Source organism: Cyclobacterium jeungdonense (genome assembly GCF_010994275.1).
GTDB lineage: Bacteria > Bacteroidota > Bacteroidia > Cytophagales > Cyclobacteriaceae > Cyclobacterium > Cyclobacterium jeungdonense.
The window spans coordinates 44,539-63,142 of sequence record NZ_WMCD01000014.1 but is presented as its reverse complement, the minus strand read 5'-3'; the positions used below and the strand labels follow the sequence as shown (position 1 = coordinate 63,142).

The 18,604-nt window shown below is 46.0% G+C and carries 14 protein-coding genes and 1 other RNA gene; 7 read left to right on the top strand and 8 right to left on the bottom strand.

Annotated features, from left to right (window positions below):
- Positions 1-160: 160 nt before the first annotated feature.
- The 5 genes from GKS34_RS21230 to GKS34_RS21210 all read right to left on the bottom strand — a co-directional run bounded on the left by GKS34_RS21230 (position 161) and on the right by GKS34_RS21210 (position 8,748).
- Positions 161-3,211 carry an efflux RND transporter permease subunit gene (locus tag GKS34_RS21230; RefSeq protein ID WP_163387003.1) on the bottom strand — a complete coding sequence of 1,017 codons (3,051 nt, stop codon included), beginning with the start codon at positions 3,209-3,211 and terminating at the stop codon, positions 161-163.
- Between the two features lie 3 nt (positions 3,212-3,214).
- Entirely contained in the window at positions 3,215-4,288 is a 1,074-nt protein-coding gene (locus GKS34_RS21225) for an efflux RND transporter periplasmic adaptor subunit (protein ID WP_163387002.1), read from the bottom strand.
- A gap of 258 nt (positions 4,289-4,546) precedes the next feature.
- Positions 4,547-6,106, bottom strand: coding sequence for a SulP family inorganic anion transporter (locus tag GKS34_RS21220; RefSeq protein WP_163387001.1), 1,560 nt, complete (start codon positions 6,104-6,106; stop codon positions 4,547-4,549).
- A gap of 308 nt (positions 6,107-6,414) precedes the next feature.
- Positions 6,415-7,305: a serine hydrolase gene (locus GKS34_RS21215; protein WP_163387000.1), complete on the bottom strand. Its 891-nt coding sequence runs from the start codon at positions 7,303-7,305 to the stop codon at positions 6,415-6,417.
- A 24-nt stretch (positions 7,306-7,329) separates the two neighbouring features.
- Entirely contained in the window at positions 7,330-8,748 is a 1,419-nt protein-coding gene (locus GKS34_RS21210) for an SLC13 family permease (protein ID WP_163386999.1), read from the bottom strand.
- Positions 8,749-8,953: 205 nt separating this feature from the next.
- On the opposite strand from GKS34_RS21210, the gene GKS34_RS21205 reads away from it, so the two are divergent.
- Both GKS34_RS21205 and ssrA read left to right on the top strand, forming a co-directional pair.
- Positions 8,954-9,973 (top strand): hypothetical protein, encoded by a 1,020-nt coding sequence (locus GKS34_RS21205; protein ID WP_163386998.1) that lies wholly within the window; start codon positions 8,954-8,956, stop codon positions 9,971-9,973.
- A 438-nt stretch (positions 9,974-10,411) separates the two neighbouring features.
- Positions 10,412-10,816: a transfer-messenger RNA gene (gene ssrA, locus GKS34_RS21200) on the top strand.
- 1,199 nt (positions 10,817-12,015) lie between these two features.
- Here ssrA and GKS34_RS21195 read toward each other — a convergent pair.
- The gene (locus GKS34_RS21195) at positions 12,016-13,317 is read right to left on the bottom strand and encodes a glucuronyl esterase domain-containing protein (RefSeq protein WP_163386997.1); all 1,302 of its coding nucleotides are present in this window, start codon (positions 13,315-13,317) and stop codon (positions 12,016-12,018) included.
- A gap of 942 nt (positions 13,318-14,259) precedes the next feature.
- On the opposite strand from GKS34_RS21195, the gene GKS34_RS21190 reads away from it, so the two are divergent.
- The 4 genes from GKS34_RS21190 to GKS34_RS23330 all read left to right on the top strand — a co-directional run bounded on the left by GKS34_RS21190 (position 14,260) and on the right by GKS34_RS23330 (position 16,408).
- Positions 14,260-14,982: an NAD(P)-dependent oxidoreductase gene (locus GKS34_RS21190; protein WP_163386996.1), complete on the top strand. Its 723-nt coding sequence runs from the start codon at positions 14,260-14,262 to the stop codon at positions 14,980-14,982.
- 85 nt (positions 14,983-15,067) lie between these two features.
- A complete protein-coding gene (locus GKS34_RS21185; RefSeq protein ID WP_163386995.1) occupies positions 15,068-15,523 on the top strand; it encodes a DUF305 domain-containing protein in 456 nt (151 codons plus the stop codon).
- Between the two features lie 9 nt (positions 15,524-15,532).
- Complete coding sequence (locus tag GKS34_RS21180) at positions 15,533-16,054, top strand: DUF421 domain-containing protein (RefSeq protein WP_163386994.1); 522 nt, start codon at positions 15,533-15,535, stop codon at positions 16,052-16,054.
- Positions 16,055-16,264: 210 nt separating this feature from the next.
- A complete protein-coding gene (locus GKS34_RS23330; RefSeq protein ID WP_205602127.1) occupies positions 16,265-16,408 on the top strand; it encodes a hypothetical protein in 144 nt (47 codons plus the stop codon).
- Positions 16,409-16,428: 20 nt separating this feature from the next.
- Here GKS34_RS23330 and GKS34_RS21175 read toward each other — a convergent pair whose 3' ends face one another.
- Positions 16,429-17,151, bottom strand: a complete 723-nt coding sequence (locus GKS34_RS21175) for a collagen-like triple helix repeat-containing protein (RefSeq protein WP_163386993.1) — start codon at positions 17,149-17,151, stop codon at positions 16,429-16,431.
- Between the two features lie 137 nt (positions 17,152-17,288).
- Between GKS34_RS21175 and GKS34_RS21170 the strand changes: the two genes are divergently transcribed.
- A complete protein-coding gene (locus GKS34_RS21170; RefSeq protein WP_240459407.1) occupies positions 17,289-17,930 on the top strand; it encodes a four helix bundle suffix domain-containing protein in 642 nt (213 codons plus the stop codon).
- A gap of 282 nt (positions 17,931-18,212) precedes the next feature.
- On the opposite strand, the gene GKS34_RS21165 is transcribed toward GKS34_RS21170, so the two are convergent.
- Positions 18,213-18,602: a hypothetical protein gene (locus tag GKS34_RS21165; protein ID WP_163386957.1), complete on the bottom strand. Its 390-nt coding sequence runs from the start codon at positions 18,600-18,602 to the stop codon at positions 18,213-18,215.
- Between the last annotated feature and the right edge of the window lie 2 nt (positions 18,603-18,604).

Sequence of the window (18,604 nt, the reverse complement as noted above, 5' to 3'; positions counted from 1 at the left end):
AATTCTGACTTGATTCTCACCTAAAATCACATTTCAGCACTGCCCATTCAAAAAGTGGATATCTGCCTGGATTGCCAAACTTCGCCGGCTCCAATCTCAACAGGATCTACTTTTGCCGCCGGTTCAGGATACCGCTTAAATAAAGATTTAGCTCGATTGGCTATTGAACTATTGGCTGGGAAAGTTTCGATTTCCCGGCCATAAACCAATACGCTAAGGGAACAAAGTACAAGGCAGTAAAGGTACCTATGGTCAATCCGCCTATCACCGACACCACCAGAGGCCGCTGCAGATCTGCCCCCAATCCAGCACTAAATACCACCGGCAACAACGCTAAAATGGTGGTAATAGAGGTCATTACAATGGGCTTCAGACGGATTTCTCCAGCCCTGAATAATGCTTTTTCCAAGGCATTTTGTGGGACCTCACCGCCTGCCAGATACTGTTTTCTGAGTCTGTTAATCGTGTCTATTTTCAAAATGGCATCGTTGACCATGATCCCTAACATGACCACCAGGCCAATAGCCGACATCACATTCAGGGAAGTCCCGCTAAGCCAAAGCAACAAAAATGCCCCGCCTACTCCCAAGGGAAGTGTAAAAATAACAATCAAGGGCTGCACAAAATTTTCGAACTGTGCAGCCAGGATAAAATAAAGCAGTAAAACGGATACCAATAATATGCCGACAAGCTGCCAGATGGTTTCACGATCCTGAAAATACTGGCCTGTAAATTCGACTGCCAAATTATTTCCAGAAGCCCAATTCCGAATTGTGCCCTCCTCGTGTTTTGAAAGTGAAGTATCGAAGGTTAGGGATTGAAAAATCCCCGAGCGATCGGCCGTGACAAATTTATATTGCTCATCGTAAGAAAAATGAATGAATTCATCCAGGGCATAAGGAACCCCTTCTTCTCCATACAGGTAGTTGGTCTTTAGCAATGTCTGAAAATCCAAGGTCTCACCAGCCAAAAGAATAGGTGTAATTTCACCAAAACGTTTGATATCTGCAATGAGGTAGTTCCCGAAAAGTTGTTGAATTTTTTCTACTAATTGCTGACTTTCTAACCCATATAGGGCCAGCTTTTTCATATCTGTTCTGAATATTACCGAGGCACCCTTTTGAAGGCCCGGTCCTTTGGACCAACCGGAGACAGGAAACGCTTCCAACCAGGGGTCCATCTCACTTACGGCCACCGGTTGTTTGGAAGTAAGATCCTTCCAGCGCACTTCAAAAAAAGGCCGGTCGGAACTGAATAACTGGTCAAAAGCATTGGGAGCATCCTGAATTTCCACACTAGCCAATGGAAACCGTTGCCGTAGAAATCGCATCAGCTTGGAACTGATAGCTTCTTTTTGTTGGCTATTTTCAAACATCAAAAATACATCTGCCTGCTGTATATCATTATCTCCTTCGTATAAAAGAAATTGGCGCAAGCCCAGGTCACTCTCAGCCCACTGATAGTCCCCTTCAACCAGTGCCAGCATGTCCAATACCCTTTCTTTATTTTGGTTGGCATTAATGGGCTCGTTCCAATCCAGAGATACCATCACATCGTACTTTTCTATGGGAGGTAATCCCTCCACCTTTAGCAGCCTTACTGTTAACAATAAAAGCGGAATCAATAAAAACAATACCAAAAGAGACCCTGCTCGGTAGGCAAAAACCATTCGGTATATCCGTTTATACCCTTTCAATAAAAGTAAAAACAAGCGGCTATCCTCCACAGAACGCTGGTAGTCCTTCCCTTTGAAAAACAAATAATAAAGTAGGGGTAAAACGATAAATGCTACCAATAGAGATACAGACAAAATCGCGGCAACCGAAACGGCCTGATCATAAAATAAGGCTCCGGATATTCCGCTCAGAAAAACCAGGGGAACAAACACCGCCAGTGTAGTAAGTACTGAACTAATCAAAGCGGACATTACTTCATTTACACCCGAAACGCATGCCTCAAAAAGTGGAATCCCTTCCGATCTCTTTCTGCTGATGTTGTCCAGGACAATGATCGCATTGTCTATCAACATTCCCAATCCCAGAGCCAGGCCACTTAAAGAAATGACATTAATGGAAATACCGGCAAAATAAAATATTGCAAAACTTATTATAAGTGAAGAGGGCAGACTAATGCCTATAATAATTGGCATGCGGTAATCCCCCATAAATACAAATAGTATTCCAAAAGCAAAAAGCCCCCCAAAAAGCAAACTTGTCTGCAGGTTATTGATGCCTGCATTTAGCAACGTAGATTGGTCCTGGGTAAGTGCGAATTCCACCTGGGGATAATCCTCCTCAAACCCCTGCACTGCCTCGTAAAGCAGCGGCATGATATCGTTCATTCGGGCCGAAGTCTGCTTATGTACCGTCACCACCAGCCCCTCCCGGTCCTGATACAAATGAAACCCATCCGGTTTCGCCAGGGAATGACGTACTTCCGCCACCTTGCCCAAACTCACCGTATTACCGGAGGGTCCCCGAACCGGAAGGTTACGGATATCTTCCGGTGTTTCCAGCCTGCTGGCAAGCCGAAGGTAATACCGGAATTGGCCGTCCTCCACGCTTATTCCAGGTAATTCACTGTTTCCCGCCTCAATAGCTCTTATCACATCCGATTCCTGCATGCCCAAGCTCGCCAAAACAGGCTTGTCAGGACTGACTGAAATCACACGTTCCTGCCTCCCATTAATGTCTACCAGCGCCACTCCGTCCAACTGCTCCACCCTCTTTTTAATCACATTTTCGGTAAGCAGTGATACATCAGCGAAATCCACTCCGTCTTTGGGAATCACCTGTAGCCTTACAATGGGAATATCGTTGGTATTAATACGTACGACCCGGGGCCTTTCCAGGTCTTCCGGCAGGCTGTTTGTCAGCCGGTCTATCTTTTCATTTACCGCAATGTAGGCCAGTTCCATCTGGGTGTTGTAACTGAAGGTAAGGCGTACATTACCTACTTCTGATCCAGCCTTACTTCCCATATCCTCCAGACCATTGAGGGTTACCATCGCCTCCCGGATGGGACGCAAAACATTTTGTTCTATAGACTCCGGGGAAGTATTGGGATAGGCCACCTTGATGACGATTTGAGGAACATCCAGCGGAGGCAGTAAAGAAATGGGCAGGGTTCGGAACAGGATGAGGCTGAAAATAAGCAAGGCCAAAAAGGTCATGCCTACAGCGATCGGTCGTGCTAGTAAAAATCTAACCATGGTTTATTCCGTTATCACCTGTACCGGAGCCTGATGCGCCAATTGAACATTATTACTGATGATTACCGGCTGACTGGCTTCAAGGCCGTCGAGAATTTCCATCTCCCTGCCATTGTCCTTTCCCACTTCTACATAATTCCATATCGCTTCATTATTATCGATGGTAAAAACCACCGGCCTGCCCGATCGGTATACCACCGCCTCCTTTGGTACAACCAAACTATTGTTTTGAGGTGAGCGGATCACTGCCCTGGCATTCATTCCAGGTAACAGGTTGCCGGACTGCTGAAGATCCAGGGTTACCTGGACCAACCCGTTTTCGTCTACTTTGGGGTTGATACTGCTGACGGTACCGGAAATACCCTCTCCGGAACCCGATACCGGATAGACCTCCGCATTTTGCCCTTTGCGAATAAAAGAAATGTCGGATTCGAGAATTTTTACTTTCATCTCCAGCAGATTCGTGCTGAGCAGCAGACAAACTTCATCCCCGGCATTGACCAAACTTCCTTTTTTTAGTTGTAGATCGGCAATGGCTCCACTTATGGGTGCCTTGATATCGGTTTTCTCCAGATTCCGTTCGGCCTCCCGTACGGCAATCTGAGCAGACAAAAGGCCACTGGACGCCTTCCAGAATTCATCTCTTTCTGAATTTCCGAGGGAGTCCAATAGGGTCGTTTCTACATCTGCCGCAATTCGGCGGCTTTGGTATTCAGCCATAGCAGACCGAAGCTCCACCTGAGCCCTTTCCCATTCCATTTGGCTGTCGGTTTTATCCAGCCGGGCCAGGGTTTGTCCGGCTCGCACCTTTTGCCCCTCTTCTACCTCAAGCTCGATAAGGTATCCCGGACGCTCTACTATGACCATCACCTCATTGGCCGCTTCGATTTTTCCGGTGGCATTAATCAAGTAATCAAAAGATTTGGATTCCGATTGACTCACGCGCACCGTGGTCGCCTGTACTTCATCCCGGAAGGTCTCCATGGGAATCTCCTCATTGGATTCTTCTGGCTCACTACAGGAAAAAAAAATTGCATTAATGGAAAACAATGAACAAACAAAATAGGTACATCTCATTTTAGAAGCAGTTAGTTAACAGATTGAATCCCACCCCACAGCAAGTCGATGGGTTAAATAACTAATTATTTAAATCACCTCCAAACTTTTTGATGTAATTTTCCAAAAAAAAGCAGGGCCGATTGTGTCGGTCCTGCTTGTCGAATGTTAACCGGGCATGGCCTGACTATCCTCAGGGAATAGGTACCAAGAGCTGCCCTTTTGAACGTCCTTCCCTCCTTTCAAAAACACTGAAAGAAAAACAGTTTCATTCAACTCTCAATGACTTTCTGATTTTTCCTCTTCCAGGATGATTTTGAAACTGGCATCATCTTCTGTGTAATTCACGTTGATGATTTTTTCTGCTTTGGCAAGTAATACCCTACTACTGTTATTCAAATGACGGATATACACGGTTTTTCCAACCTTCTCGTACCGTTCGGTCACCTTATGGATCGCATCAATACCAGAGTGATCTACGATCCGGCTTTCCTTAAAATCGATAATGATTTCATTCGGGTCTCCCAGAGGATCAAATTTCTGTCCAAAGGTCATGGCAGAAGCAAAAAACAAGGGTCCGTATATTTCATAATGCTTTACGCCGTTTTCATCCATGAATTTTCTGGCACGAATCATCTTGGAATTCTCCCAGGCAAATACCAGGGCTGCAATCACCACACCAATCAAAACCGCCAGGGCTAAATTATGAAGGAGGACGGTTACCAGGGTTACCAGCACCATCACCAGCACATCGGACTTGGGAACTTTACGGAAGACCCTCAGAGAGGCCCACTCAAAGGTGCCGATGGCGACCATAAACATCAGGCCTACCAACGCAGCCATGGGGATCATTTCAATATAGGTAGATAAAAACAGGATAAAAACCAACAATCCTACGGCCGCCACGATGCCGGAAATCCGGTTTCTTCCTCCTGCATTCACATTGATCAGAGACTGTCCGATCATGGCGCAACCGCCCATGCCCCCAAAAAACCCGGTAGTTACATTCGCTATTCCCTGCGCCACACATTCCTTATTGCCATGACCCCGGGTTTCGGTGATTTCGTCTATCAGCGTCAGGGTCAGCAGGCTTTCAATCAGGCCTACCCCGGCCATGATCGCCGAATAAGGCAGAATGATCATTAGCGTCTCCCAGTTTAAAGGGACCATGGGAAGGTGGAATTCCGGCAATCCCCCACTAATCGAAGCCAGGTCACCTACCGTCCGCGTATCTAATCCCCCAAAGATAACAAGTAAGCTTACCCCTAAAATGGCCGCCAGGGCCGACGGAACTGCGGTTGTCAACCTGGGTAAAAATTTAATAATGACCATCGTGACCACGACGAGCCCTATCATGATGTATAGCGGGGAGCCTGTCATCCATTCCAGGCTTCCGGCAGGGGATACCGTTTTAAATTGGCTCAACTGTGCCATCGCAATAACAATGGCCAGGCCATTGACAAAGCCAAACATCACCGGATGAGGAACCAACCGAATGAGCTTCCCGAGTTTTAATACTCCCACCAAAATCTGGATTAGTCCCATAAGAACCACTGCAGCAAATAAATACTCGACTCCCTGCTGTACCACTAACGCGACTACTACCACTGCAATGGCTCCGGTAGCTCCCGAAATCATCCCCGGCCTTCCACCCATAATGGAGGTAATCAGACCTATAATAAATGCGGTATACAGCCCCACCAAAGGACTCACTCCGGCAATCAATGAAAAAGCTACGGCTTCTGGCACCAGTGCCAGGGCTACCGTGAGGCCGGAAAGTACCTCGTCCTTCAGGTTTGCCTCTTTGGGCATAAATAATCGGTAAAATGTTTGTGTCATCGTTTATCTGATTAAAGATTTTCCTAACCGCCTCTGAATAAAAAAATGAGGGCAATCTGTACTAAATCTGGTTATCTCAGGAAAGAATTAAATTGCAAATGTAAGATATTTTCAAGGTGTACGAAATAAAATTTCGAAAATTAACCGGTAATTAACGCTCTAAAATAAAAAGTTCTGACCTTCATATCTTATTATAGCAATCAGATACTCAGAACGCAATACACGTTCAAAATGAAACGCCCCCCTCTGAAGCTGGATAGTGTCGTTGGCAGGGTAGGCTACATACTTTATCGATAATACATCCATACTTACATTCCGGTCCTGGAAACATATTCAAAAACCAACCGACTGATTCGGGCAATGGTCTCCTTCCCCGCTGCCACATCTACCAGATTTTTACTCAGAATTACCAACACATAGCGTTTACCTTCGGGCAATTCCAATATGGCCGCATCGTGTTGTACACCGGTAATGGATCCCGTTTTATGCGCAATTTTAACATCTTCGGGAAGTAATTTGGGAATCAGGTCCTTAAAGTACTGGTCGGAGAGTATCGTTACCATTTCTTCGGAACCCTCCACCTTCCCGAGGGCAATGGCTTCCATGATTAGCATCATGTCCAGGGCAGTAGTGGTATTACTTAGGCCAGCGTCAAATGCTTTGAGGTCCTCCACCCCCCGCAGTACTTCGATGTCCTCCGCCCCCAAATCACGCATGGTCTGGGTTACATTATCAGCTCCTACCAGGTCGATCAGAATGTTGGTGGCCAGGTTGCTGCTCTTGATAATCATCTGATACATCAACTCATAAATCGTCGTTTTCTCACCGATCATTTCATAAAGACCCTCCTGGCTGTCCACTCCCAGATCCATGCTAAAAGTGCTGCCATCTACGATGCTGGTGAATTCATTGACAATGAGAATGGAATCCTGCAAATCAAACTTTCCCTCCTCTGCTTGTTTAAAAAGCTCAATCATCACCGGGGTTTTCATGGTGCTGGCAGCGTGAAAAACTTCTTTTTCATTGATAAGTAATTGGCTACCCGAATCATCCAGCATTCTGAAGGCAATTCCGAAATCACCTTCCGTGGCTTGCATGAGGGACAGAATATCCTTTTCCAAGGTCTCCAATTCGGATTTATCCCTGGCACCGGTGCAGGCAAGCAGGATGCATAGGGGCAAGAGAAAAATTACTTTCATCGATTAAAGTGGTTAAGGTGTCGCTTACATCAATAACATGACCCAGGCCATGACGGCCAAAAAAGCCAGTATCGGTCCCAGAAATATAAAGAATAATCCCCCGTTACGGAAATCTTTTTGTTCCACCATTCCGGTGGCATAGGCAATGGCATTGGCAGGCGTAGAAACAGGAAGCAATAAGGAGCAGGAACAACTGATGGCCACCATTACGGGGCCGGCAATTCCGTACACTCCCGGTAACGCCAAACTCAATGGCACCAATATGGAAGCAGCCGCCGTGTTGCTCATTACGTTGGAAAGTAGCACGGCTACCAGACAAAATACAATGGCAATCAACATGTTTGGCAAAGGAAGGGCATTGATTTTTCGCATGACGATTTCCGCCAGGCCCACCTCCACCAGAGCGATGCCAAGCGCCAGGCCTCCCGCTACCAACATCAGCGTGTCCCAGGGAAGGCTTCGAACATGCTCGGAGTGAATAACCTGGGTCATGGTCAGCAAAACGATGGGAATCGCAGAGGTAGCCGCAACGGGGATTCCGTGCAGCGCCTCAGTAAGCCACATCAACACGGTCACCACCAGGGTAAAAATAACCGCATTTTTCTCAAACCGCTTCACTTCCCCCTGTCCTTTGGGCAGAAGGGATAAATCCAGGTTGACATCGGAAAAATCATGGGTTTTGCAAAGAAATTTCCAAAACAGCCACACCAGCAATAAACCGGTAGGAAATCCTACCAGCATCCAGTCTACAAAGGTAATGCTGATTCCCTTTTCCTGAAGCGCTCCCACGGCGATGGCATTCGGGGTGCTCCCAATTATGGTACCAATACCCCCTACAGAAGCAGCCGCAGGGATGGCCGTTAACAACGCTTTCCCATAGGAAGATTTCTTACCGATTAGCTGTACCAGGGGAATGATCGATGAAATCATCATCGCCGTCGTGGCGGTATTGGACATGATCATGCTGGCAATGGCCGTGGTCATCATGAGCCCTAGCAGCAAACCCTCCGGCTTTTGTCCAAACCGCTTGACCGTAAATCGGAACAATTGCCGGTCCAGCTCTACCAGACTCATGCCTTTGGCCAGAAAAAAGCCTCCCAGCAGTAGCCAGATCACATTGCTGGTCCAGGTACTCACATAAAGATCCGGGGGCATGGTCTTTTCAAAAAACCAATCGGTACTGAACCCTGTCAGCAAAGCCGCAATAATAAAAATACCTACTGCAAAGGGAGGCATGGCCTCCGATATCCATAAGCCGATGGCCAGAATACTGATAAAAAACACAAAATTGACCTGGGGCTCGTACCCTATTTTTCTAAAAAAATAGGATACCAGTAGCGCAATCAGAAAATTCCCTATAAACGACGAAGTACTGAATACCCAATTCAGTTTAAGTTTCCGATAGAGCCTCCGGGCCGCACTTCTGGAATCGGAATAATACATGCGCTGTTTGGTTATTAATGTAAAAAAAAGATCAATGAAACAAAATGCATTCCCCATCGTCAGAAAGGAATTCTCCCCGGTCCAAACCCCAGGCAAGTTAACCATTTTTTAAAAAAGTTAGCAGCACGGTGATCCAAAATGCTCCGGCAGCTCGTAAGTCCTTCCAACTAAGAAAAAGTTTTAAACTGCTAAATTTTAATTGACCATGAAAACGTATTTGAATGTAACAAGAAAATGGAGTTTGGGTTTGATGGTAGCCGGACTGGGGCTATTTACTGCTTGCAACGATGATCCGGAACCGGAAATGCCTTTTACTCCTGGAATGGAATCCTTTGACTACGGCTTCAACGAAGGGCAATTGCTGGATAATCCGGCCACGGCCTACGATGGGGACGGCGAAGGGGATCATCCCCGAAACCTATCTGCCGAGCTGGAGATCAAGGAAATGGAAAACGGCAATGCCGAAGTAACCATCCGCCTGGAAAATGGTCTGGATGGCGTGCAGTATCCCGTACATGTACACGATGCAGCGGATCCCTCCACTACGCCTAACGGTACTCCCTATAACGAAACACCAAACGGGGATATCTTTGCCGGCATGATCAGCATCAGCAATGGAATGGGAAGCCAAACCATGCAAACAGAGATGAATTATGACATGCTTCTGGATGCCTACGAGGGCTTTTTGGTCGTACACGATCCTACTCAGGAAATCAGCACAACTAATTTAGGTACCTATCTGGTATTGGGCGTATTTGGACAGGAGCTACCAGAAGCGGAAGCTAATTTGCGCAGCGAAACGTTTATGTACGACTTTAATGAAGGCCAATTACTGGATAATACGGACCTGGCCTACGAAGGAGATCATGCCCGTAACCTGATGGCTGAAATAATGGTAGAAGAAATGATTGACGGAAACGCAAAAATTACTATTAGCCTAATGAATACCATGGAGGGGATGACCTATATGGTGCATGCGCACGATGCCGCCGATCCGTCCACCACTCCTAACGGCACTCCATATAACGAGACTCCAAATGGAGATATCTTTGCCGGAGGAATTGAAGGAAACGGGGGTACGGTAATGGCCGAAAACGACCTGATGATTTCTTTTAATGAACTGACCAGAAACTACGAAGGCTTTTTGGTGGTACACGATCCCACGCAGGATATCAGTACGGTAGATTTGACCACCTATTTGGTATTGGGATCATTTGCAAGATAATTTTTTTTAATAAATGTTGGTCAGAAGGTCATGGGAGCGATTCCGTGGCCTTTTTTTTAGTCCCCGCAGCCTGGGGCTGAGCATCCAATTAGGTAAGGCCTGGAGGGTATTTGTAACCTTACACTTGATCCAAAAGTACCAAAAGATCAAGACAAAAAAATCCTCCCTCCCACAGCCTCCCGCGCCCCCGGTTTTTTGTCGACCCGCCCGCTTTATTTATTTTTAAACGTTTCACCATTGTTAGAAAATGCTTGTTAAAAGGAACTGGGGTTATGTGGATTTACCGGTATGGAGAAGCCTAATGTGCTCGATGGAGCATGTCTGCCAGGGAGGAGATTTTTTATGCCAGACTGAAACGCTTGCTACCAAAAAAAGCTGGTGATAAAAATTTACGTATTGGAACCAAATTTGTGTTAGCTTTGTCTATTCATTTCAAATGGGGCTGACCGGTTTTGACAGTAGGTGTAAAGGCTGGGCTCGCATGCAGGCTGGAGTATGTACGGCCTTGAACGATTCATACGAACCATACTTGGCGAATCTAATTACGCCATGGCTGCGTAATCTTACCCTTCGGGGAATAGATACTGCTTAAAGGGTTGAGCTTCGATAGATGCTCCCCGGCCACATCCCACTACCCGTTGCGCTGTCCGGGTAGAGTTGGGGTGTCGACTTGACGGTGCTGCTCCCTGTGAGGCTACTAAGCAGGGCTAAGACAAGTGGCTAAGCCGGAAGTAGGTGTGTCACCCAGCAGCTTTCGGCCGACAATCCAACAGGTGACTAAGCATGTAGACGGTACGGTGTTTCCCTATCTGGACGCGGGTTCGACTCCCGCCAGCTCCACAACAGTAAGTAATTTCCCCTTGTAACTAATTGATTTACAAGGGGATTTTTATTTTAAGGTTTTACTTGGTGGCTATTTATGCCCTTAATTGCTCGTATGCATGCTTACCAAGGAGTGGTGCCACTTTTTACAGAAAAAGTAGTTGAATAGCACTAAGCAGACTCCTTCTTCTCTTTCCTATCGTAATCCTTTTACGCTAGATTAGCACTGGATCCCATCCTGGTCAACGACAGCATGGAATATGCCCCGAATAACCTTAGGACCTTTTTTTATTCAGGAGATTTACTATTATTCGCCATTACATCAGGGGATTTTATCAGTTTCTCATCAAATTCAACGACGATCTCTATTATCCTGAAAACCTGCCAGAGGAATTTAAGGTGGTATCTCAGGAACCCATACCGGTAAACATCGAATTTCAGCTCCAGAATGACCAGGAAGACATCTTTCAACCTGCTCCAAATGATGTGCCTGTTTTCCTGATGTCTGTACCCGTAATTAAGATAGTATCAATCGAAAAATTTAAATCAATTCCCTAAAGAGTCAGATGGAATAATATACTCTTCCCCTATTTCCCACTATGATTTTCAATTTGAGTTAATCTCTGCTGGTCTGAAGGTAAGAAAAGCCACCAAAACCAATTGGTGCTTTTGACAGGTCTCTTTCACCCCATTCTCATAGCAAATGCAATCCGCTTCCGATGCTTTGCCTGCTAATTTAACTAAATCCTTCAAATGATCATTATTCCTTTGGTTGGTAATTTTCAGTGGTGACAGGTCAGGATCAACACCATTCACTACTCAAAGAGACCTGTAGTCACCAGAACGGGCACGTAAGCAGGATTACAAATCCTGCACTATCTGAGGTTCGACATTGCAAATATCGAACAGCACATCCCCGTACCGCTCTGCGGAATTTGTAATTCCGTGGTACAGATAAAAGGGATTTGTAATCCCCGGTACGGACACGAAACCAGGATTGCAAATCCTGCATTATCTGAGGTTCGACATTACAAATGTCGCACAGCTTCATAAGTCAGGCTTTTTTGTTTTTTTTCCGGGCAGGAATGGTAAATAAATTCCCTTTAAAAATGAAAGATGTTGGCTAAGCAGACAATTAAATTATTGGTGTGTTACCAACCTATTTATAACTTTTCTTTAGGTATTTTTTCACCTCCACGATAGCAGATGGATCCGTAATGCTATTTTGTGTCCAGGTCAAAATGTTTTTTTATATATCGAATAAAAACCTCATGGTCTTCAGGCAATACCCTATGGCCTCCCTCATGCATATAATAGCCCAAGGTGTTGAGCATGGAATCGTCTCCTGGATCCGGGAAAGGCCCTGTGCCCACCCCCTTCAGCCCAAAAAGTTCGTAGACAGGTTGAGCCGCTTGGGCCGCAAGGTATTCCCCTTTGGGATCCGACCAGTAGTCGGTACTCCCGGTTTGGAGCAAAAGGGGACGCGGTGCCAACAGGGCAATGAGCATGTGACTGTCCATGGGCATTTGGTTCACCTTATCCGAATACTGGTGATAACGTGGTGCAAACTGATAGAAATAGCGGGACGTATCGGTCATGTGCCCGACAGTTTCCCCAAAATTCCGCCTGCTCAATGCCGCTCCGCTCTCCCCTGAAATACTTGCGATGACCATGGCAAACCTCGGATCGCGAGCCCCTGTCCATAAAACAGTCTTTCCCAGTCTCGATGCGCCCTGGATCGCCACTTTACCGGCGTTGATAGAAGGGTCCGTTTCTAAATAATCCATGGCCCGGCTTAGCCCCCAGGACCAGGCCGATACCGCCCCCCACTCATGGAGGTCAACCTGGGTGTTCCCGGGTTTTAAATATACACTCCGTATACCATACCTGATCCCGTCCTTTGCGTCAGGTTCAATATCCCCATAATATATACTGGCGTACCCTATTCCATTGGCGATATACCGCTCCACGTCTACCTTGCCAAATGCTGTCCGCGTTGCAGGAACCTTTTCCCCATCTTTCCACACTGTACCAGGACGAATGCCCGGATCATCAATGACAAGGGAATTTGGAGAGAATGAAAGGGCCAGCAACAGCGGTGAAGGCGCTGTTGCCTTAGCGGGAAGATAAATCACCATGTCCATATTGTGGTCACTGACAGTGTCTTTTGTAAAGTATATCCGCACTTGCTTTCTGATGGCTTTGCCACTAAAGGCAGGCGTCCCTTTATCAAACACATCAAAACGCATCTCCGATGGTTTACCCGGAACAGAACCGAACTGTTCCTGCTCAAAAATCCTAACTATTTCAGGCCGCCTGTTTTTTGTCCAGTCTTCACTATTCGACACTTTTTCGCCATTGGATTTGGTCAATGGGTCGGGCAGGGTATACGTACCTACTTTCTCTTCATCATAATTTACGGGGATACCTGCCACCAGGTCAGGACCCTTTTGGGCCTTTGAATTACTTGTGAAAGTTGCACTAAGTACAAAGGCAAATACAAATAATAGTTTAATTCTCATTATACGTTTTTTCTTGACTATTATCATCCTCCCAAGTAGGTTCGGATTTCTGTTATTGATAAATTCGGTATCAAAACCTTTTTTACCTTCCAGTAAAGGATTACCGGGTAAAAGCTTGATAGGGTGACTTTTGAAGCAATGGCAATTCACTCCTATTGAATGGCCATGTGGGGATGTCCCTAAATTGGCCCAGATAAATGTAACTATTTCCTTTGTCGAAAACCAATACGTTAGCGCCCTTTTTATCAGGCCAATCCTCAATGCAGAATCTTGCAGTCCTGCGGCACAGATAAAGGGGATTTTTAATCCCCGGAACGAGCTCGGAAACAGGATTGCAAATCCTGATTTATCTGGGTTCGACATTGCAAATGTCGAACAGCACGACCTCCTACCGCTCCGCGGAATTTGTAATTCCGTGGTACAGATAAAGGGGATTTTTAATCCCCGGAAACGTGTACGAAACCAGGATTACAAATCCTGCATTATCTGAGGTCGACATTGCAAATATCGAACAGCGCATCCCCGTACCGCTCCGCGGAATTTGTAATTCCGTGGACAGATAAAGGGGATTTGTAATCCCCAGAAACGTGTACGAAACCAGGATTACAAATCCTGCATTATCTGTGGTCCGACATTGCAAATTTCGCACAGCACATCCCCGTACCGCTCCGCGGAATTTGTAATTCCGTGGACAGATAAAGGGGATTTGTAATCCCCAGAAACGTGTACGAAACCAGGATTACAAATCCTGCATTATCTGTGGTCCGACATTGCAAATTTCGCACAGCACCACCTCAGCAGGACTTCCATCCCCCCATGAGTTGTCTATTAGGTATTTACGGAAACTTTTTTGATATTTCACTTGCATCGTTTGACTGAATACCCAAAAGTACTACTCCAGAGCAGTACTCACAGCCATTCGGTATCCTAAACCCAAACCCTATGACCGTATTTATAGCAGGTGCCAGTGGAGCCACTGGAAAATTGCTCGTAGACCAACTCCTTTCCATGGGCCATCAGGTCCGGGCGCTGGTACGGGAAACGGCTACCTTGCCCGATTCCTGGGAAACAAACCCTCAACTTACCCTTATCCACGGTTCCATTTCTGAAATGAGCCCGCAGGTCCTGGCTCCCTATCTGCAAGGATGTCAGGGAATCGCCTCCTGTCTGGGCCACAATCTGACCCTAAAAGGTGTCTATGGCAAGCCCCGAAAACTGGTAACCGAGGCCCTGCGATCCCTCTGCGCCGCTGTCCGTATCCTACCTCCGGAGCATCCAATGCGTTTCGTTTTGATGAATACCGCCGGCAGCCGCAACGCCAATCTACGGGAATCGCTTTCTGCCGGAGAAAAGCTTTTGATCGGATTGATCCGCCACCTGCTGCCGCCGCATACCGACAACGAACAGGCGGCGGAGTATTTACGCGCGGAAATCGGTGCAGGAGATCCCCAAATTGAATGGGTGGTGGTACGGCCGGATTCGTTGGTAGACCACAGCGAAGTCACGGCATACCAGGCTTTTCCCTCCCCTACCCGAAGTGCTCTTTTCAACCCGGGGAAAACCAGCAGAATCAATGTGGGTAATTTTATGGCGCGGCTTTTGGTAGAAAATGAACTCTGGGAGCAATGGAAAGGGCAAATGCCCGTACTGTATAACCAATCCTGAAAAGGCTTTTTCCTCTGCCATAAAACAGGTCCCGAAAATCCTGTGACTACAACTGAACCCTTTGAATAACTTAAAATAACTCACTATGAAAAATGCACCGTACACCACCTTTATTTTGATGCTTGCCTGTTCGGCCATTTCCATGTACATCACCATGTATTTCAATACCTATGAGCTAAGTCATGTCTTTTTTAGCTGGACCAGAATGTACATGACCCTGATCGGTATCGGCGGCATGGCGATCATCATGTTTTTGTTTATGCGGAAAATGTACACCAACCAGAAAAAAAACGGGGCCGTTATCCTTTGTAGTATTTTGCTGATGGCAAGTGCCACCTTTTTGGTAAGGCAGCAGATCCCCATTGCGGACGTGAAATGGATGCGTGCGATGATACCGCATCATTCCATTGCCATCCTGACCAGTAAACGCGCAGACCTGCAAGACCCGGAGGTAAAAAAACTAGCAGATGAAATCATCAAAGCCCAGGAAAGAGAAATAGCCGAGATGAAAGCGATGATCAAACGATTGGAAAATAACTAAAAGAAAAGCATGGAAACTATTTGGTTTGATAACTGGGCGAGCCTGATCCGGACGATCTGCCTAACGACATTGGGATACGCCGCTATGGTGCTAATCTTACGGATTTCGGGTAAACGAACCTTATCTAAAATGAATGCCTTTGATTTTATCGTTACCATTGCTTTGGGCTCCTGCCTGGCAACTATAGCGTTGAATAAAAATGTCCCCCTTGCCGATGGGGTGACGGCTATTCTGCTATTTATCAGCTTTCAGTTTTTATTAACCTGGCTGTCTGTCCGGAAAAAAACCATTAAAAAATTAATTACCAGTAGCCCTTCCTTACTTTTTTATAAGGGCGAATTTTTATATCGGGCGATGAAAAAGGAGCGAATCACGGTAGAGGAGATCTATAGCAAAGGCCGGCAGGAAGGCATGGCCAGCCTGGATGAAGTTGATATGATCATTTTAGAAACTACCGGTGATATCACCATCATCGAAAAGGCAATTGGCGCTAAAAAATCCACCTATGAAGACGTAAAGGTAACCACCTAAAACCACTTCTATTTATCTCCTCCCCTTTGGTGCAAAATGGTGTCATCTGACCATACAAAGTACATCCTTTTTTGAGGCTACCTGTTCATCGGGTACTCATTTATCCAATGCAACCCCCGGCTTAGCAGGAAATAGTCCCTTTTCATAGGCTGGAGGTGAATCGGTTGGGTTCGTTCCCAAATCCAGCAACTAAAATAATAAATAAAATAAATGCAGCTACTAATTTTAACGTGGATTCGACTCCGGTCAGACAATGATCCGGATCGGTCAGCTACCGATTCGGCTCTGCACAACCGCCCATTTAACTCAGATCAGCCCACCTACCAACCCGGCAGTCGATTGCATGTCTTTTAAGGTTTGTTTTTCAGAAATAATCACTTATCCAACAGTCCTTCGGCGACAAAATAAGCTTCCAACGCCTCCAGGTTGGTGAAATCCACCCGGGAACTGGCCATTTGGGCCATGGCCGAGCCGCTGATAATGACATAACGAATGGTATTATCCGGTACCGTCCAGTCCCGGATATTGGGCATGGTGCCTTCCGTATTTTTGGTAAAATAAAAGGCCAGACTAAAGGTATTCAGACTATAGGCACTGGAGTAATTACCGGTGTATATCTGGTTCAGATGCCGGTAGGTATAGGGTAGATTGGTCCATTGGCTGGGTTCAAAAGCAAGGCCAATAGGCACCCGGATATAGGCCAGCACCATGCCATTGGCAACAATATCCTCCGTAATATCGGGATCATCAATCTTGGCAATTTTCGCCGGAAAAAAGAACAGGGTATTGTTGGAATGCTTTGCCGACAGGTAATCGTCCGTATAATTCTGATCGGTGACCGTAATGGTTTTGACCAACACATTGGCATTACCATCCACGCCATCTTTCCCATCTTCACCAGGCACTCCCTGCGGACCCTGCTCGCCTTGCGGACCCTGCGGACCAGTTGCTCCATCCTCTCCGGGTATTCCCTGTTCTCCTTGCGGTCCTTGATCACCGGGAGGGCCTTCCGGCCCTTCGAATAAACTACAACCAATCAATAAAAAACACAGCACAAAGATATTAAACGAGGGAACGGAGAAAAGGGGCTTTTTCATTTTATTGGGAGGTAAAGGGTGGAGGCCATTTTTTAAAATGGCTTTGTGGATAAAACGATACTAAATATATATTTTTTTCGAAAATTACCAAAACCTTATTTGGCTATTTTTACTTCCCAACGAATCCGGTTAGCCAGGTGACTAAAGGGATGGTCTCTGCGATTTGTTACTGGAAAAAGCGGAAAATAGCGGCTTTACCGATGAGCGAGGAAGATAAAAATCCGGAAGGTTTTATCCCTCCACACGGAGGATATCGTAAGCTGTTTAGCTATCAGAAGGCAGAAATCATTTATGACGGCACGGTTTATTTTACCAATCGGTACTTCCATAAGTATGACCGCACAGTAGGTCAAATGGTGCAAGCGGCACGGAGTGGTAAGCAGAACATTGCCGAAGGCAGTATGGCTTCTGCTACATCCAAAGAAATGGAAATTAAGCTCACAAATGTAGCCCGGGCAAGTTTAGAAGAGCTTCAAATTGACTATGAGGATTTTTTGAGAACCAGAGCGCTTCCGATTTGGGAAAAGAATCATCACCTTGTTTACCGCATGCGCGAACTAAATAAAAGCACTCCAACACCAACCTACGACACATTTAAAAAAGCCATCGAGCATGAAGATCCGGAGATTTGTGCGAATGCCATGATTACACTAATTAAAATCTCCACCTATCTCTTAAAACAACAGATTAAGCAGTTGGAAATTGCTTTTGTCAACAACGGAGGGCTCAGAGAACGAATGACCCGAGCCAGGATTGAACAACGGAAGAAAAAGGGATAAGTTATTGGGACATTTTGGGACACTTGGGATGCTGTTTCACGATTCCCAAGTGTCCCAAAAAAATCAATTAACCAAGCGGAAATCCTGGCGATACGGATTGAACGAAACTCAACGCTTTCGGGTAGGACGGGAGAAATTCCGAAACCCTAAAAAACCGAGACTCCTCCTGTGCACGGTCAGCAATCGGCTGCTGCAGCCTGGCGAATTCGCAGCTGCCGGATACCACCGATAAATCAAGCCGGCGGAGAAGAACTTGCTCTCGTAACCGGATTGTTAGCATTTTCAATCACCTCCTCTCTTCTTCTTCAAAAACTCCGGTATTTCCTCCCAGCCTTCGTAAGGGGCTTTTAGGGTGTCGGGTACCGGGTAGTCCCAGAGAATCCGACTTTTTTTGATGTCCTTTACAGGAACTTCGATAAGGTAGGTTAATTGATCTTTGGAAATTTCATTTGTACCAAGAAAATTATCGGATTGAAATTTTTCACCCCAATAGTAGAAATGAAAATTAATCCTACTTCCTTGGTTAGGAAGTCTATATTTTTCCCCTAATACCCCAATGGTATAATTTTTTTCAAGTCCTGAATAGTAGTTTTCAAAAATCATGTTCCCAAAATAGACAGCCAATATTACAAATATGATTTTTGAAATAGTGATGGTGACTTTCTTGTTCATTG

Excerpts from the sequence above, each read along its gene's own strand:
- GKS34_RS21230 (WP_163387003.1), bottom strand. The coding sequence starts at position 3,211 with ATGGTTAGATTTTTACTAGCACGACCGATCGCTGTAGGCATGACCTTT.
- GKS34_RS21225 (WP_163387002.1), bottom strand. The coding sequence starts at position 4,288 with ATGAGATGTACCTATTTTGTTTGTTCATTGTTTTCCATTAATGCAATT.
- GKS34_RS21220 (WP_163387001.1), bottom strand. The coding sequence starts at position 6,106 with ATGACACAAACATTTTACCGATTATTTATGCCCAAAGAGGCAAACCTG.
- GKS34_RS21215 (WP_163387000.1), bottom strand. The coding sequence starts at position 7,305 with ATGAAAGTAATTTTTCTCTTGCCCCTATGCATCCTGCTTGCCTGCACC.
- GKS34_RS21210 (WP_163386999.1), bottom strand. The coding sequence starts at position 8,748 with ATGTATTATTCCGATTCCAGAAGTGCGGCCCGGAGGCTCTATCGGAAA.
- GKS34_RS21205 (WP_163386998.1), top strand. The coding sequence starts at position 8,954 with ATGAAAACGTATTTGAATGTAACAAGAAAATGGAGTTTGGGTTTGATG.
- GKS34_RS21195 (WP_163386997.1), bottom strand. The coding sequence starts at position 13,317 with ATGAGAATTAAACTATTATTTGTATTTGCCTTTGTACTTAGTGCAACT.
- GKS34_RS21190 (WP_163386996.1), top strand. The coding sequence starts at position 14,260 with ATGACCGTATTTATAGCAGGTGCCAGTGGAGCCACTGGAAAATTGCTC.
- GKS34_RS21185 (WP_163386995.1), top strand. The coding sequence starts at position 15,068 with ATGAAAAATGCACCGTACACCACCTTTATTTTGATGCTTGCCTGTTCG.
- GKS34_RS21180 (WP_163386994.1), top strand. The coding sequence starts at position 15,533 with ATGGAAACTATTTGGTTTGATAACTGGGCGAGCCTGATCCGGACGATC.
- GKS34_RS23330 (WP_205602127.1), top strand. The coding sequence starts at position 16,265 with ATGCAGCTACTAATTTTAACGTGGATTCGACTCCGGTCAGACAATGAT.
- GKS34_RS21175 (WP_163386993.1), bottom strand. The coding sequence starts at position 17,151 with ATGAAAAAGCCCCTTTTCTCCGTTCCCTCGTTTAATATCTTTGTGCTG.
- GKS34_RS21165 (WP_163386957.1), bottom strand. The coding sequence starts at position 18,602 with ATGAACAAGAAAGTCACCATCACTATTTCAAAAATCATATTTGTAATA.